The sequence below is a fragment of the Geobacillus vulcani PSS1 genome (genome assembly GCF_000733845.1).
In the GTDB taxonomy this organism is placed as follows: domain Bacteria; phylum Bacillota; class Bacilli; order Bacillales; family Anoxybacillaceae; genus Geobacillus; species Geobacillus vulcani.
Window position 1 is genome coordinate 950,005 of sequence record NZ_JPOI01000001.1, and the last position, 15,873, is coordinate 965,877.

Consider the following 15,873-nt stretch of genomic DNA (forward strand, 5'->3'; position numbering starts at 1 on the left):
GCCATGCTCTTTTGTTGCGAAGGGGGAGGGAGAAAATGACGGAAACGACGCATGTGACATCATGTCCGCTCAACTGCTGGGACGTATGTGGGCTGAAGGTGACGGTGAACGAAGGGAAAGTCGTACGCGTTGACGGCGACGAACACCATCCCATCACGAAAGGGAACATTTGCGGACGCGGGCGAATGTTGAAAGAGCGGGTAAACGCCAAAGAACGCCTTCTCTATCCGTTGAAAAAAGTAAACGGGCAGTTCGTTCGCATTTCTTGGGAAGAGGCGCTTGATGACATCGCAAGAAAAATGCAGGAATTGAAAGAACGGTTTGGGCCGACTGCTGTACTTCACAGCCATGATTATGCCAACAATGGGCTGCTGAAAAATTTGGACAAGCGTTTTTTCAATTGCTATGGTGGCGCAACAGAGCTGATCGGCAGCCTTTGCTGGGGCGCGGGCATTGAGGCGCAGACATGGGATTTTGGCAACGCCTACAGCCATGCGCCAGAAGATATCGACAACAGCCGCCATATCATCATTTGGGGGCGAAACGTTGCCCGCACGAACATGCATTTATTCGAGCGGTTGCTTGCCGCAAAAAAACGTCGGGCGACAATTGTGGTCATCGATCCGCTGTTTGGCCCGACGGCGCGCATCGCCGACCGGTACGTATGCGTGAAACCGGGAATGGACGCTTTTTTGGCGATGGGCATTATGAAAGAGCTGCTTCGACTCGGGTTGGAGGATCGGGCCTTTATCGAGCAACACACAATTGGGTTCGATGATGTCAAACAACTATTGCAGACCATTTCGCTGGTGGAGATTGAGCAGCATACCGGTGTTAGCCGCGATCAAATGACAGAGCTGGCCCGGCTTTACGGGGACAGGCCGACCGCAACGTATCTCGGACTTGGCATGCAGCGCTATGCGAACGGTGGCAATACGATCCGGTGGATTGACGCTCTTGTTGCGGCAAGCGGCAACGTTGGCATTCCCGGTGGAGGGGCGAACTTTGGGAACTTGCAAGTAAGCGAATGTTTCGATAAGGCAGCATTGACGCTCCCGGAGCGGAAAACGGCTTCGCGTACATGGACGATGATGAAGCAGGCGGAAGAGATATTACGGGCGGATGATCCACCCATCGGCATGGTGATCGTCACGTGCGGCAACCCACTTGCTCAAGTGCCGAACACAAATTTGATGAAAAAAGCGTTCGCTTCCGTTGAGACGGTGGTAGTGTTTGAACAGTTCATGACCGATACGGCTGCAATGGCTGATTATGTTTTGCCAGTAGCGGCTTCGTTTGAAGAGGAAGACGTCTATTGCTCATCGATGTACCATGCATATTTGAACTACGGGCCGAAATTGGTCGACCCACCTGGCGAAGCGAAGCCGGATCTTTGGATTTGGACGGAGTTGGCGAAACGGCTCGGGTTTGGGGACGATTTTGCCTATACGCGCGAGCAATTTCTAGCGATGGCGCTCCGCCCATTGGAACAGTATGGCATTACGCTTGCACGACTGAAGGCGGAACATCGCATCCTCTTACCTGTCGAACCGGTGCCATGGCGCGATCGCCGCTTCCAAACACCGAGCGGCAAATATGAATTCACGTCGTCCGTCGCCAAGCAAAAAGGGATGGACGGCCGGCTGCAAATCATGTATCCGGCCGAATCGGAGGAGGCCAATCCATCATTGGCCGCCAAATATCCGTATCGGCTGTTGACGATCCATCCGCTCCGCTCCAACCACTCGCAACATTACCCGCTCATTCCGGCGCTGCAGGTGGTGCGCATTGAGGTGGCGGCCGACGTCGCTGCGAAAAAAGGGCTCGCCGATGGCGATCAGGTGCGGGTTTACAACGATCGCGGCTCGCTCGTCGGAACGGTCAAGGTGCTTGACCGGGCCTACCCAGGTACGGTGAACATCGACGAAGGGCAGTGGGGGGCATTCGGCGGACCGGTCAATGTGCTCACATCTGATTTAGAGTCGGACAACGGCTGTGGCAGTACGTTGTACGACTGTTTGGTCAACGTTGAAAAAATAGCGCCAGAAGAAAGATAAACGGTCTACAGCTGCCTTTTCAGGAACAGTCCGGCGGAAAAACTCCCTGTTTGCGGCGTGCTTGTCATTTTCCGCGCCAGCCCATATAATGAGGAAAGATGTGAACGGGAAAGAGGAGTGAAACAAATGGGATTGACAGCAGGAATCGTCGGCTTGCCGAACGTTGGCAAATCGACGTTGTTTAACGCCATTACGAAAGCAGGGGCTGAATCAGCCAACTATCCGTTTTGCACGATTGAGCCGAACGTCGGTGTCGTCGAAGTGCCGGATGAGCGGCTCGATGTATTGACGGAAATGTTTCGCCCAAAGCGGACAGTGCCGACTGTTTTTGAATTTACCGATATCGCCGGCATCGTCAAAGGGGCGAGCAAAGGAGAGGGGCTTGGCAACAAGTTTTTGTCCCACATCCGTCAAGTCGATGCGATTTGCCAAGTCGTCCGCTGCTTCAGCGATGAAAACATCACCCACGTGGCGGGCAAAGTCGATCCGCTCGCCGATATCGAAACGATCAATTTGGAGCTTGTGTTGGCCGATTTAGAGACGGTTGACAAACGAATCGAGCGGGTCGGCAAAATCGCCAAGCAAAAGGATAAAGAGGCGGCGTACGAATACGATATTTTGCGGCGGTTAAAGGAGACGCTTGAAGCCGGCAAGCCGGCGCGCACACTCGAATTCTCCGACGAAGAGATGAAAGTCGTCAAGCAGCTGCATTTGTTGACGATAAAGCCGATGCTTTACGTCGCCAATGTCGGCGAAGAAAATGTCGCCGACCCTAGCAGCAATCCATTTGTCAAGGACGTGCGCGAGTTTGCGAAGCGCGACAACGCGGAAGTCATCGTCGTCTGCGCCAAAATCGAAGAGGAAATCGCTGAGTTCAATGACGAGGAAAAACGGCAATTTTTGCAGGAGCTCGGCATTGAGCAGTCCGGCCTTGACCAGCTCATCCGCGCTGCTTACAGCCTGCTCGGACTGGCGACATTTTTCACTGCCGGCGAGCAGGAGGTGCGGGCGTGGACGTTCCGCAAAGGCATGAAAGCGCCGCAATGTGCCGGCATCATTCATTCCGACTTTGAGCGTGGGTTTATTCGCGCAGAAACGGTGTCATACGATGACCTCGTCGCCGCCGGCTCGATGGCGGCGGCGCGCGAAGCTGGAAAAGTGCGCCTGGAAGGAAAAGACTACGAAGTGCAAGACGGCGATATTATGCATTTCCGATTCAACGTCTAAACAGGCCCGCATGTTGCGACGATGAAGGAAACAGAGCAGCCGCTTGCCCATCGTTTCTGCCGACAAGGCTGGAAGATGTTTGCGCCGGCGGAATGCGGTACACTGCCTTGCTTATCGTTGTTGGTCATGGTATAATCAACAAATGTGAGTAATTGGTGATTGCTCCTTGCCCTTCGAATGGAAGGGCCGCTTAGACCAAAAGGAGGTGACGAGCGTGAGAAAGTACGAAATCATGTACATCATCCGCCCGAACATGGACGATGAAGCGAGACAAGCTCTCGTCGAACGGTTCAACAACGTGTTGAAAGAAAACGGCGCGGAGATTACGAACGTGACGGATTGGGGCAAGCGCCGCTTAGCCTACGAAATTCAAAAATACCGCGACGGCTATTACATGATTGTCAATGTCATGTCGGAGCCGAAAGCGGTGCAAGAATTCGACCGCTTAGCGCGCATCAGCGAAGACATCATCCGTCATATCGTCGTCAAAGAAGAAGAATAATCTTTTTGATAGGATGAAGAGGTGGTTCTGATGATCAACCGCGTCATTTTGGTCGGCAGGTTAACGAGAGATCCGGAGTTGCGCTACACTCCAAGCGGAGTGGCTGTTGCCACGTTTACGCTCGCGGTCAACCGCCCGTTTACAAACCAGCAGGGCGAGCGGGAAACGGATTTTATTCAATGCGTTGTTTGGCGCCGCCAGGCGGAGAACGTTGCCAACTTCTTAAAAAAAGGAAGTTTGGCTGGCGTGGATGGGCGGCTGCAAACCCGCAGCTATGAAAATCAAGAAGGTCGGCGCGTGTACGTGACGGAAGTGGTGGCTGATAGCGTCCAATTTCTTGAGCCGAAAGGAGCAGGCGAGCAGCGAGGGGCAACAGCAGGCGGCTACTACGGGGATCCGTTCCCATTCGGACAAGATCAGAACCACCGATATCCGGATGAAAAAGGGGTTGGCCGCATCGACGACGATCCTTTCGCCAATGACGGCCAGCCGATCGATATTTCTGATGACGATTTGCCGTTTTAATACACAAGTCGCTTGAAGCCTCTGTCTCTAAACAACGCGCAGACAGTGGGCTATTCCACCGATGAGGGAACGATGGCAGTGGAAAGGAGGAAACAAGCATGGCAGGACGGAAAGGCGGCCGTGGCAAACGCCGCAAAGTATGTTACTTCACGGCGAACAACATTACGCATATCGACTACAAAGATGTCGATTTGCTGAAAAAATTCATTTCCGAACGCGGCAAAATTTTGCCGCGCCGTGTAACGGGAACGAGCGCGAAATATCAGCGCAAATTGACGGTCGCGATCAAACGTGCGCGTCAAATGGCGCTTCTGCCGTATGTTGCGGACGAGTGAGCCGAAAGCAAGCAGTAAGGGGGATCCTTACTGCTTTTTTTATATCACGTGAAAGAAAGGGGAACGTCCATTGCGAAAAACGCACGCCCTCACCGAAGCGGCGATTGAGCTCGCGCTGTTTGCTGTTTTGTTTTTGCTTGCGCTGTACGCGCCGGTCATCGGGATTGTCGCTGCTTTGTTTTTAGCGCTTCCGTTTATGGTGTTTACGATGCGCCATGGATGGATTCCAGCTATGTTGCTGCTGGCAGCGGCCCTTGTCATCTCCGGTTTGATCGGCTCGCTTTTGGCGTTGCCGATGGCGTTGATGTTCGGCACGTTTGGCATAGCGGTTGGCGCGACGCTTTCGAAACAGAAAAACCGTTATCTTGTTCTTCTAGTCGGCGCGTTTGTATTTTTGGCGAATATCGTGCTTGATTACATCATCTCGATTCAATTTTTGCACGTCGATATGATCCAGGATACGCTTGCGCTCGTGCGTGAGTCGTTTGACACCGCGATGCGCCTCATGAAGGGAATGGGACAAGCGCCGCCTTTGGAGATGCAAAGGCAGTTCGAACAAGGACTGAAGCTGATCGGCTATATGGTTCCGACGCTGTTTGTCATTGCTTCGTTTGCGCTGGCGTACGCGACGATCATTGTCTCGCTGCCGGTGATGAAGAGGCTGAAGCTGCCGGTCGGTTCATGGCCGCCGTTTCGCGAGTTGACGTGGCCGAAAAACGTATTGTGGGTGTATGTCTTCGTGCTCCTTTTCTCCTTGTTCCCGTTCAAAGAAGGATCGTTTGCCTATATCGCCGTATTGAACGTATCGTATGTGTTGCAGCTGGCGATGATCGTGCAAGGATTTTCGTTTCTTTACTACGCCGCTTACAAAAAAGGGATTGGCAAAGGTGTGGTGGCGTTAGGGACGGTCGTTTGCTTATTCCTGCCTTTTCTACTTTATCTTGTGGTGATATTCGGTATAATTGATTTAGGATTTGATTTGCGCCGCCGCATATGATAATTGGATAAGGTGAGTCATTTCTTTCAGTGTAGGAGCTGACTTGAATGTCCCATTTTTATGAAAGGAAAGCGTATCGCTATCCGTTATATGCGTTAGCCGCCCTGGCGGTGCTTATGGCGATCGGTTTGTTTTACTTCCAATGGCTGCTCGGCCTCGTCGCCTTTCTTGGCGTCGGGTTTGTGCTTTATTATGTCATTGGGGCGCAACGCTCCTTGCATAAAGAGTTGGAGCACTATATTTCCAATTTGTCGCACCGGGTGAAAAAAGTAGGCGAGGAAGCGTTGATGCAAATGCCGATCGGCATTATGCTCATCGATGAAGAGGGAGAAATCGAGTGGTCGAACCGTTTTTTGGCCGCCTGCTTTAAGGAGCAGACGCTTGTCGGCCGCTCTCTCGCCGAGCTTTCCGAATCGTTGGCCGCTTTTGTGAAAAGGGGAAAAACGGACGAAGAGATCGTCGAATTGAACGGAAAGCAGCTGAAAGTGGTCATCCGCCGCCCTGAACGGCTTCTTTACTTTTTCGATGTTACTGAGCATCTGGAATTGAAGCGGCAGTACGAAGCGGAACGGCTGGTGCTCGCCATTATTTTTCTTGACAATTATGATGAGATTACGCAAGGGATGGACGATCAGGCAAAAAGTCAACTAAACAGCCTCGTCACTTCCGTGTTGAACCGGTGGGCGAACGACTATGGAATTTTTTTGAAACGGACATCATCCGACCGATTTATTGCCGTATTGAACGAGCATATTCTTGGGCGGCTCGAGAAAAGCAAATTTTCCATTCTTGACGAAGTGCGTGAGCAGACGGCAAAGCATCATGCCCAGCTGACGCTAAGCATCGGCATCGGCGCCGGCGTATCCCCGCTCCCCGAGCTCGGGGCGCTCGCTCAATCAAGCTTGGATTTAGCGTTGGGCCGCGGCGGCGATCAAGTCGCGATTAAGCAAGGAAATGGAAAAGTGAAGTTTTACGGCGGCAAAACGAACCCAATGGAAAAGCGGACGCGCGTCCGCGCCCGCGTCATTTCTCATGCGCTTCGCGAACTGATTGCGGGAAGCGACAAAGTGCTTATCATGGGGCATAAATATCCCGATATGGACGCCATGGGAGCGGCGATCGGCGTTTTAAAAGTCGTCCAATCGAACCAAAAGGAAGGGTTTATCGTGATCGATCCGGCAAGAACCGACGCCGGGGCGCAACGGTTGCTTGAAGAAATGAAAAAACATGCTGAATTATGGTCAAGATGTTTAAAGCCGGAGCAGGCGCTCGAGCTCGTCACCGAGGATACGCTTCTCATTGTCGTCGATACGCATCGCCCGTCGCTCGTCATTGAAGAGCGTCTATTGTATCGCACCGACCATATCGTCGTCATTGATCACCATCGCCGCGGCGAAGAGTTCATTGAAGCGCCGATTCTCGTCTATATGGAGCCGTATGCTTCCTCGACATCCGAACTTGTTACTGAGCTGTTAGAGTACCAACCAAAACGGATGAAGCTGACGATGCTTGAGGCGACCGCCTTGCTTGCTGGGATCGTCGTCGACACGAAAAGTTTTACGCTCCGCACCGGCTCGCGGACGTTCGACGCCGCGTCATACTTGCGCGCCCAAGGAGCGGATACGGTGCTTGTGCAAAAATTGTTGCGGGAAAGCGTCGCCAATTATGTCAAACGGGCGAAATTGATCGAACGGGCGGTGATCGATGAACATGGCATCGCCATCGCCAAAGGGGGCGAAAACGAGGTGCATGACCAAGTGTTGATTGCGCAAACGGCCGATACGCTTCTTACTTTAAGCGGCGTCGTTGCTTCGTTCGTCATTTCCAAGCGGTCCGACGGGACGGTCGGAATCAGCGCCCGCTCACTCGGCGATGTCAATGTGCAAGTCATTATGGAACGGCTGGGTGGAGGCGGACATTTGACAAACGCCGCCGCCCAACTGTCCGAAGTGACGGTGGAAGAGGCGGAGCGGCAGCTGCGTGAAGCGATTTACGACTATTTTGAGGGGGGTAAGCCATCATGAAGGTGATTTTTTTAAAAGATGTGAAAGGAAAAGGGAAAAAAGGGGAAATCAAAGACGTTGCCGACGGCTATGCGAACAACTTTTTGTTCAAGCAAGGGCTTGCCATTGAAGCGACGCCGGCGAACATTAAAGCGCTCGAGGCGCAAAAACAAAAAGAGCAGCGCCAAGCAGCGGAAGAGCTGGCTAATGCGAAAAAACTGAAAGAAGAGCTCGAGAAGCTGACGGTGGAAATTCCGGCGAAAGCGGGCGAGGGCGGCCGTTTGTTTGGCTCGATCACGAGCAAGCAAATCGCTGAGGCGCTTCAGGCCCAGCATGGCTTGAAGCTTGACAAACGGAAAATCGAGCTTGCTGATGCCATTCGCTCCCTTGGATATACGAACGTACCGGTGAAGCTCCATCCGGAAGTGACAGCAACCTTAAAAGTGCACGTCAAGGAACAAAAATAACGGCAGCACTGGTGCCCCCGCCCGCTATGGCGGGGGCATTATCGACGGAAATGAAACGGGGGAAAAGGCGGTGAGACGATGAGCGAACTTTTTTCAGAACGAATTCCTCCGCAAAGCATTGAAGCCGAGCAGGCCGTGCTTGGCGCTGTGTTTTTGGATCCCACTGCGCTGACGCTCGCCTCGGAACGATTAATTCCCGAAGACTTTTACCGCGCGGCCCATCAAAAAATTTTCCACGCCATGCTTCGCGTCGCTGATAAAGGCGAGCCGGTCGATTTAGTGACGGTGACGGCGGAACTGGCTGCTTTGGAGCAGCTTGAGGAAGTGGGCGGTGTCTCCTACTTAAGCGAGCTTGCCGATTCGGTGCCGACAGCAGCCAACGTCGAATATTACGCCCGCATTGTTGAGGAAAAATCGGTGCTTCGCCGCCTTATTCGCACGGCGACATCGATTGCTCAAGATGGCTATACAAGGGAAGATGAAATTGACGTTTTGCTCGATGAAGCCGAACGGAAAATTATGGAGGTTTCCCAACGGAAGCACTCAGGAGCCTTTAAAAATATTAAAGATGTTCTCGTACAGACGTATGACAACATTGAAATGCTCCATAGCCGGAACGGAGACATCACCGGCATCCCGACCGGATTCACTGAACTCGATCGAATGACGTCCGGATTTCAGCGCAGCGACTTGATTATCGTCGCCGCCCGGCCGTCGGTCGGGAAGACGGCCTTCGCGTTAAACATCGCTCAAAATGTGGCGACGAAGACGAACGAAAATGTCGCGATTTTCAGCTTGGAAATGAGCGCCCAGCAGCTTGTGATGCGGATGCTTTGCGCCGAAGGCAACATCAACGCCCAAAACTTGCGCACGGGCAAGCTGACGCCGGAAGATTGGGGCAAACTGACGATGGCGATGGGCAGTTTGTCAAATGCCGGCATTTATATTGACGACACACCGAGCATCCGCGTCAGCGACATTCGCGCCAAATGCCGCCGCTTGAAACAAGAAAGCGGTCTCGGCATGGTGGTGATCGATTATTTGCAGCTCATTCAAGGAAGTGGGCGCAACCGGGAAAACCGCCAGCAGGAAGTGTCGGAAATTTCCCGTTCATTAAAGGCGCTCGCCCGCGAGCTCGAAGTGCCGGTCATCGCCTTGTCGCAACTGTCGCGCAGCGTTGAGCAGCGACAGGATAAACGGCCGATGATGTCCGATCTTCGCGAATCGGGGAGCATTGAGCAGGACGCGGATATCGTCGCTTTTTTGTATCGCGACGACTACTACAATAAAGATTCCGAGAACAAAAACATCATTGAAATCATTATCGCCAAACAGCGGAACGGCCCGGTTGGGACGGTGCAGCTCGCCTTTATTAAAGAGTACAACAAATTTGTCAACTTAGAGCGCCGCTTCGATGAGGCGCAAATTCCGCCGGGGGCGTAAGACGGACTGCGCTGCCGGCGGGGGCCCCTTTTTTTGTTCTTTTGGCCTTTGAATAGTTCCTCGCTTACACCCGCGGCGTTGAAGAGAGAGAGTCTTCCGAAACATTAATAGACGAATAAAAGATGCCATATTTCTTTTTAATGTTCGTGTTTCATTGACTTTATCACTGAAAACTGGTACACTGACAATGTTTAGACCGAGGAAACTGGAGGTGCTCGCCATGTCGTCAGTCGTTGTTGTCGGCACGCAATGGGGCGATGAAGGGAAAGGGAAAATTACGGATTTTTTATCGGAAAATGCGGAAGTGATTGCCCGGTATCAAGGGGGAAACAACGCCGGACACACGATCGTGTTCAACGGGGAAAAGTATAAGTTGCACTTGATCCCATCGGGCATTTTTTATAAAGATAAAATTTGCGTCATCGGCAATGGGATGGTCGTCGACCCGAAAGCGCTCGTTGCGGAGCTTTTGTATTTGCACGAGCGCGGCATTTCGACCGACAATTTGCGCATCAGCAACCGCGCCCACGTCATTTTGCCGTACCATTTGAAATTGGACGAGCTTGAGGAAGAGCGGAAAGGAGCAAACAAAATCGGCACGACGAAAAAAGGAATCGGGCCGGCGTATATGGATAAGGCGGCGCGCATCGGCATCCGCATCGTTGATTTGCTTGACCGCGAGGTGTTTGCCGAAAAGCTGGAGCGCAACTTAAAGGAGAAAAACATGCTGTTTGAAAAAGTGTACGGAGTCGAGGGCTTCCGGTTGGAAGACATTTTTGAAGAATATTACGAATACGGCCAGCAAATCGCCAAATACGTCTGTGACACATCGGTCGTATTGAACAATGCCTTGGATGAAGGGCGCCGCGTTTTGTTCGAGGGAGCGCAAGGCGTTATGCTCGATATCGATCAAGGAACGTATCCGTTTGTCACATCGTCGAACCCGGTCGCGGGAGGGGTGACGATCGGCGCCGGTGTCGGGCCGACGAAGATCAAACATGTCGTCGGAGTGGCAAAAGCCTATACGACGCGCGTCGGCGACGGGCCGTTTCCGACGGAGCTGCACGATGAAATCGGCGATCGCATTCGCGAAGTCGGCCGCGAGTACGGGACAACGACCGGCCGTCCGCGCCGCGTCGGCTGGTTTGACAGCGTCGTCGTCCGCCATGCTCGCCGGGTGAGCGGCATTACCGACTTGTCGCTTAACTCGATTGACGTGTTGACCGGCATTGAAACGTTGAAAATTTGCGTCGCCTACCGCTACCGAGGCGAAGTGATCGAGGAATTTCCGGCCAGCTTAAAAGTATTGGCTGAATGCGAGCCGATTTATGAAGAACTGCCGGGTTGGACGGAAGACATCACCGGTGTGAAAAGCTTAGACGAGCTGCCGGCGAACGCCCGCCATTACGTCGAGCGCATTTCCCAACTCACCGGCATTCCGCTTTCCATTTTTTCTGTCGGCCCAGACCGTTCGCAAACGAACGTCGTCCGCAGCGTCTACGCGTAAGCGGAGCGCCGCGAACAACAGAATGATCGAAGCATAGATGCCTATGCGTCTATGCTTTTTTCTTTGATCGGCTCCTCAAAATGGCAATCAGCAAAGGATGATTTCACGTTCACGACGTGGTAAATTAGTAATGATAGAATTCCATCGCAAAAGGAAGGATGTGTGCGAGATGGAAAAACGCATTTTAGTCGTCGATGATGAAAAACCGATTGCCGATATTTTGCAATTTAACTTGCAAAAAGAAGGATATGAAGTCATTTGCGCCTACGACGGCGAAGAAGCGCTGCAAAAAGTCGAAGAAACGATGCCGGACTTGATTTTATTGGATATTATGCTGCCGTTAAAAGACGGCATGGAAGTATGCCGCGAAGTGCGGAAAAAGTATGATATGCCGATCATTATGTTGACGGCGAAAGATTCCGAGATTGATAAAGTGCTTGGGTTGGAGCTCGGTGCGGACGATTATGTGACAAAGCCGTTCAGCACGCGCGAGCTCCTAGCGCGGGTGAAGGCAAACTTGCGCCGTCATGCGCAAACGGCCAACCAAGAGGAAGAGGAAAATGAAACAAATGAAATCGTTATCGGCCCGCTCGTCATCCGTCCGGACGCGTATGTCGTGCAAAAGAGAGGGGAAACAATTGAACTGACCCACCGCGAATTTGAACTGCTTCATTATTTGGCGAAGCATATCGGCCAAGTAATGACGCGCGAGCATTTGCTGCAAACCGTTTGGGGCTACGACTATTATGGAGATGTGCGCACCGTTGACGTGACGGTAAGGCGTCTGCGTGAAAAAATAGAGGACAACCCATCCCATCCAAATTGGATCGTCACAAGGCGAGGCGTCGGCTATTATTTGCGCAATCCGGAACAGGAGTCATGAGTCGGCATGAAAAAAGTAGGTCCATTCCGTTCGATTCATTTTAAGTTTGTCATTATTTATGTGCTGTTGATTCTCGTCGCCATGCAAATCATCGGCGTGTATTTCGTACGCAAGCTGGAAACGGAGCTTGTGCAAAATTTTAAAAACTCATTGAACGAACGGGTGACGTTGCTCGCTTATAACGTCGAGCAGGCAATGAATCGGGAGCGCGATGAAAAAAGCCCGACATTGGAAGAAGACATCCGTTCGCTTCTTCACGATTTCGTTTCCCAAGACATTTCTGAAGTGCGCGTCATCGACGAGAAAGGGAAAGTGTTGGCAACGTCCAACCCGTATACGCAAAATATCGTGGGGAAGCGGACGACGGAAATTTACGTAAAACGTTCGCTTGTTACGGGTGAAATGGTTGACCAGATGCTGCTCGATTCGAAAACAGGCCATCGCATGTACATTTCGTCGACTCCGATCAAAACGAGCGGCGAAATCAAAGGTGTCATTTACGTCATCGCCTCGATGGAAAACGTCTTTTCGCAAATGCGGCAAATCAATATGATTTTGGCGACCGGGACGGGGATCGCTCTCGCCATTACCGCCGTACTCGGCATTTTTTTGTCGCGCACGATTACCCGGCCGATTTCCGATATGCGCCGTCAAGCACTGGCGATGACAAGGGGAGATTTCTCCCGCAAGGTCAAAGTGTATGGCTACGATGAGATCGGCCAATTGGCGATGACGTTCAACAATTTGACGAAAAAATTGCAAGAAGCGCAGGCGACAACCGAAGGGGAGCGGCGCAAGCTCGAGTCGGTGTTGACGCATATGACCGATGGCGTGATCGCGACCGACCGCCGGGGGCGCGTCATTCTCATTAACGATGCAGCGTTAAACATTTTGAATGTTTCACGTGAAACAGTGCTGTCGAGTTCGATCGTCGACGTGCTTGGCATTGCCGACCAGTATACGTTTGAAACGCTGCTTGAGGAGCGCGATTCCCTCATTTTAGATTTCAGCACGGATGAGGAACTGTATATTTTGCGCGCGTCGTTGTCGGTGATTCAAAAAGAGGGCGGATTTGTCAACGGATTGATCGTCGTTTTGCACGACATTACCGAACAGGAAAAAATCGACCGCGAGCGACGGCAGTTTGTCGCCAATGTGTCGCATGAATTGCGCACGCCGCTTACCACAATGAAAAGCTACTTAGAAGCGCTCGCTGACGGCGCTTGGCAAGATAAAGACATCGCTCCAAGGTTCATTCAAGTCGTGCAAAATGAAACCGAGCGGATGATTCGGCTCGTCAACGACTTACTCCATCTGTCCAAGCTCGACAGCAAAGACTACAAGCTGAAGAAAACGTGGATCAATTTTTCTGCCTATTTCCATAAAGTCATTGACCGGTTTGAGCTGACGAAAAGCGACAACATCCGGTTTGTCCGCAAAATTCCGCGCGAGGCGATTTTTATTGAGGTGGATGAAGACAAAATTACGCAAGTGTTGGATAACATCATTTCCAACGCGTTGAAATACTCTCCCCAAGGTGGAACGATTACGTTCCGCGTCCGTGAATTGGCGGATGAAATTATCGTCAGCGTCAGCGACGAAGGAGTCGGCATCCCGAAAGCCGACTTGGCCAAAATTTTCGAACGGTTTTACCGGGTCGACAAGGCGCGATCGCGCAAATTGGGAGGGACGGGGCTTGGGCTGGCCATTGCCAAAGAAGTCGTCGTAGCCCATGGCGGGACCATTTGGGCGGAAAGCAAGGAGCATAAAGGAACGACGATTTATTTTACGTTGCCGTTAGAACGTGAACAAAAGGATGACTGGTGCGATGTATGAAACGATCAAAACCATCGTGTTGACGTTGCTTGTGCTCATCAGCATTACCTTAACGTTTGCTTTATGGACATATCATCCGAAATACGATGTGCTGCAAAATGACGAATATATTCAGCATGTGTCAGTCAGCAACACCCAAGTGGACACGGCGATGGTTGTGCAGCCGAAGCAGATGCTCATTCATAAAAACGGCGTCTCCTATGCTGTGACGAAAGATGAAGAAAAAAATGAAGTGCTGAAAGAAATGAAAAAGTGGACGCTTGACGATTTCGAAGACGTTTCATCTTCTGTTCCGCAAGGGAAGTTTTTATCGTTTCTAAACGGCAAAGAGCGGCTCGAGATCATTTACCCCGATGAGGTGCCGATCGACATATACCAATTGATTTTCACAATCGATGACAGACGGCTCGATGGATTGGCGTTTGACCGCATACTTGTCCCGCTTGGCGGGAAGGATGAGTTTCCCATCTACTTCATTGCGACCGACAAGCGCAAAATTTACAAGGCGATTGCCAGTGATGCTTCCTTGTCGGCGATCGGTCGGTTGGTGAAAGAAGCGAGCCATTTTCCGCGTTATTTTGCTTATCCGGTCAGCGAAACAAAGCAGTTGTATTTGCCGGAAAAAGAAGTGGTGCTCAGCAGTTTGCAATATTATACCGACGAGTTGGACGCAGACAAGTTTAAAGAAGCGCTCTTTAGCGACCCAAGCTTTGTCAAAAAAGATTTGATTCCATTTGGCGAAGAATATACAGACGGTTCGCGGCTGATGGACGTCGATTTTCTTCAACGAATGCTGCTGTATGTGAATCCAGCGGCGCGCGTCTCAAATATGGGGCAAACGGAGCAAGAAACCCATATCATCCAAAAAAGCATTGATTTTATCAATGAGCACGGCGGTTGGACGGATCTATATCATTTTGCACGCTGGAGTGAGGAAGATCGGAAAGTCACCTTCCGGCTCGTCGTCAACGGTTATCCAGTTTTTAATGAATACGGCATGTCAGAAATCGTAGAGACGTGGGGAGCGACCGATTTGATGAAATACCAGCGCCCGCTCTTTCGCCTTGAAATCGCGGATCGCAACCGCACACCAAAAACGCTGCCGTCCGGTCATGAGATCGTCAACTGGTTCGAACAGACGAAAGGCGTTCGCAAATCGCTCATCAAAGATATCGTCATCGGCTATGAGCTCATCAAAGATCCGGAGCGGGAAAAAGTCATCCGCCTTGAACCGGCATGGTTCTACCTGTACGGACAAACATGGAAAAAGGTGAACATGGACGATGAGGCGAGAGGAGGGGGAACTAATGGACTGGAGTAAAACAAAGACCATTTTTATTATCGTGTTCCTCATCCTCGACTGTTTTTTAGGCTATCAGTTTATGGAAAAACGAAACAGCAGCCAGCTTGATGTCATTTTGGAAACGACGATTGAAGAGCAGCTTGAGGCGAACGGCATTACGTACGTCGAGCTGCCGAAGGAAGTGACGAAAGCGGCGTATGTCAGCGGCAAAAGCCGCTCATTCACCATGGCAGATGTAAAAAAGCTGCCCGGGCAAAAAGTGAGAATCGAAGGAGAAACGAAAGTCAAAGGAACATTCATCGATCCGATTGCGCTGCCGATTGACGATCCATACCAGCTGCGTGAGTTTTTGCAACGCTACATCATCGGCGGCGGGCAATATGCTTTTTGGTCGTTTGATGAAAAGCAAGGAATCTTGACCTGCTACCAAGTGTATGACGGCAAAATGATTTACGGCAATGAAAACAGCAAGCTCGTCATCCATGTCAACGGGAAACGAGAAGCGCTGTCGTATGAACAGACGATGCTCAGCGAATTGGAAAAGTACGAACGCAAGCAAGATATCGTCCCGGCAATTAAAGCCATTGAGACGTTGTACCGAAAAGGGCATCTGCAGCCGGGTGACCGCGTCACGAAAGTGGAGCTTGGCTATTACGGGCTTGTTCAATTTACTGCATCCCAAGTGTTGACTCCAACTTGGCATATCGTTGTCAATCGGAAGGAAGACTATTTCGTCAATGCGTTTGAAGGGCAAGTGATCAATGATCAAGGAAATGTGCTGGAGTGAA

Annotated in this window: 14 protein-coding genes; all 14 read left to right on the forward strand. The window is 51.4% G+C overall.

Annotated features, from left to right (window positions below; all coding sequences use genetic code 11):
- The first annotated feature begins 35 nt into the window (after nucleotides 1–35).
- The 14 genes from N685_RS0105190 to N685_RS0105255 all read left to right on the forward strand — a co-directional run bounded on the left by N685_RS0105190 (nucleotide 36) and on the right by N685_RS0105255 (nucleotide 15,872).
- Nucleotides 36–2,057, forward strand: coding sequence for a molybdopterin-dependent oxidoreductase (locus tag N685_RS0105190; protein WP_031406425.1), 2,022 nt, complete (start codon nucleotides 36–38; stop codon nucleotides 2,055–2,057).
- A gap of 126 nt (nucleotides 2,058–2,183) precedes the next feature.
- The gene (ychF, locus tag N685_RS0105195) at nucleotides 2,184–3,284 is read left to right on the forward strand and encodes a redox-regulated ATPase YchF (RefSeq protein WP_031406427.1); all 1,101 of its coding nucleotides are present in this window, start codon (nucleotides 2,184–2,186) and stop codon (nucleotides 3,282–3,284) included.
- Nucleotides 3,285–3,498: 214 nt separating this feature from the next.
- Nucleotides 3,499–3,786 (forward strand): 30S ribosomal protein S6, encoded by a 288-nt coding sequence (rpsF, locus tag N685_RS0105200; RefSeq protein ID WP_031406429.1) that lies wholly within the window; start codon nucleotides 3,499–3,501, stop codon nucleotides 3,784–3,786.
- Between the two features lie 30 nt (nucleotides 3,787–3,816).
- A complete protein-coding gene (gene ssb, locus N685_RS0105205; RefSeq protein WP_031406431.1) occupies nucleotides 3,817–4,311 on the forward strand; it encodes a single-stranded DNA-binding protein in 495 nt (164 codons plus the stop codon).
- Nucleotides 4,312–4,409: 98 nt separating this feature from the next.
- Entirely contained in the window at nucleotides 4,410–4,646 is a 237-nt protein-coding gene (rpsR, locus tag N685_RS0105210) for a 30S ribosomal protein S18 (RefSeq protein WP_008880812.1), read from the forward strand.
- 70 nt (nucleotides 4,647–4,716) lie between these two features.
- Nucleotides 4,717–5,643, forward strand: coding sequence for a YybS family protein (locus N685_RS0105215; RefSeq protein ID WP_031406434.1), 927 nt, complete (start codon nucleotides 4,717–4,719; stop codon nucleotides 5,641–5,643).
- 47 nt (nucleotides 5,644–5,690) lie between these two features.
- Complete coding sequence (locus N685_RS0105220; protein ID WP_031406436.1) at nucleotides 5,691–7,667, forward strand: DHH family phosphoesterase; 1,977 nt, start codon at nucleotides 5,691–5,693, stop codon at nucleotides 7,665–7,667.
- A complete protein-coding gene (gene rplI / locus N685_RS0105225; RefSeq protein ID WP_011232941.1) occupies nucleotides 7,664–8,113 on the forward strand; it encodes a 50S ribosomal protein L9 in 450 nt (149 codons plus the stop codon). Before N685_RS0105220 ends, rplI begins: the two co-directional genes overlap by 4 nt.
- A 78-nt stretch (nucleotides 8,114–8,191) precedes the next feature.
- Nucleotides 8,192–9,556 (forward strand): replicative DNA helicase, encoded by a 1,365-nt coding sequence (dnaB, locus tag N685_RS0105230; protein ID WP_031406438.1) that lies wholly within the window; start codon nucleotides 8,192–8,194, stop codon nucleotides 9,554–9,556.
- A gap of 220 nt (nucleotides 9,557–9,776) precedes the next feature.
- Nucleotides 9,777–11,063, forward strand: a complete 1,287-nt coding sequence (locus N685_RS0105235) for an adenylosuccinate synthase (RefSeq protein ID WP_031406440.1) — start codon at nucleotides 9,777–9,779, stop codon at nucleotides 11,061–11,063.
- Nucleotides 11,064–11,232: 169 nt separating this feature from the next.
- The gene (gene yycF, locus N685_RS0105240; RefSeq protein WP_031406442.1) at nucleotides 11,233–11,946 is read left to right on the forward strand and encodes a response regulator YycF; all 714 of its coding nucleotides are present in this window, start codon (nucleotides 11,233–11,235) and stop codon (nucleotides 11,944–11,946) included.
- Nucleotides 11,947–11,952: 6 nt separating this feature from the next.
- Nucleotides 11,953–13,782 carry a cell wall metabolism sensor histidine kinase WalK gene (gene walK, locus N685_RS0105245; protein WP_031406444.1) on the forward strand — a complete coding sequence of 610 codons (1,830 nt, stop codon included), beginning with the start codon at nucleotides 11,953–11,955 and terminating at the stop codon, nucleotides 13,780–13,782.
- The gene (locus N685_RS0105250) at nucleotides 13,775–15,103 is read left to right on the forward strand and encodes a YycH family regulatory protein (RefSeq protein WP_031406446.1); all 1,329 of its coding nucleotides are present in this window, start codon (nucleotides 13,775–13,777) and stop codon (nucleotides 15,101–15,103) included. The genes walK and N685_RS0105250 overlap by 8 nt, the downstream gene beginning before the upstream one ends.
- A complete protein-coding gene (locus tag N685_RS0105255) occupies nucleotides 15,090–15,872 on the forward strand; it encodes a two-component system regulatory protein YycI (protein ID WP_031406448.1) in 783 nt (260 codons plus the stop codon). The genes N685_RS0105250 and N685_RS0105255 overlap by 14 nt, the downstream gene beginning before the upstream one ends.
- Nucleotide 15,873: the final 1 nt, after the last annotated feature.

What these genes read in the sequence shown, in the direction of transcription:
- N685_RS0105190 (WP_031406425.1), top strand. Translation starts at nt 36, where the DNA reads ATGACGGAAACGACGCATGTGACATCATGTCCGCTCAACTGCTGGGAC.
- N685_RS0105220 (WP_031406436.1), top strand. Translation starts at nt 5,691, where the DNA reads ATGTCCCATTTTTATGAAAGGAAAGCGTATCGCTATCCGTTATATGCG.
- rplI (WP_011232941.1), top strand. Translation starts at nt 7,664, where the DNA reads ATGAAGGTGATTTTTTTAAAAGATGTGAAAGGAAAAGGGAAAAAAGGG.
- N685_RS0105235 (WP_031406440.1), top strand. Translation starts at nt 9,777, where the DNA reads ATGTCGTCAGTCGTTGTTGTCGGCACGCAATGGGGCGATGAAGGGAAA.
- ssb (WP_031406431.1), top strand. Translation starts at nt 3,817, where the DNA reads ATGATCAACCGCGTCATTTTGGTCGGCAGGTTAACGAGAGATCCGGAG.
- rpsR (WP_008880812.1), top strand. Translation starts at nt 4,410, where the DNA reads ATGGCAGGACGGAAAGGCGGCCGTGGCAAACGCCGCAAAGTATGTTAC.
- N685_RS0105250 (WP_031406446.1), top strand. Translation starts at nt 13,775, where the DNA reads ATGTATGAAACGATCAAAACCATCGTGTTGACGTTGCTTGTGCTCATC.
- ychF (WP_031406427.1), top strand. Translation starts at nt 2,184, where the DNA reads ATGGGATTGACAGCAGGAATCGTCGGCTTGCCGAACGTTGGCAAATCG.
- dnaB (WP_031406438.1), top strand. Translation starts at nt 8,192, where the DNA reads ATGAGCGAACTTTTTTCAGAACGAATTCCTCCGCAAAGCATTGAAGCC.
- walK (WP_031406444.1), top strand. Translation starts at nt 11,953, where the DNA reads ATGAAAAAAGTAGGTCCATTCCGTTCGATTCATTTTAAGTTTGTCATT.
- yycF (WP_031406442.1), top strand. Translation starts at nt 11,233, where the DNA reads ATGGAAAAACGCATTTTAGTCGTCGATGATGAAAAACCGATTGCCGAT.
- N685_RS0105255 (WP_031406448.1), top strand. Translation starts at nt 15,090, where the DNA reads ATGGACTGGAGTAAAACAAAGACCATTTTTATTATCGTGTTCCTCATC.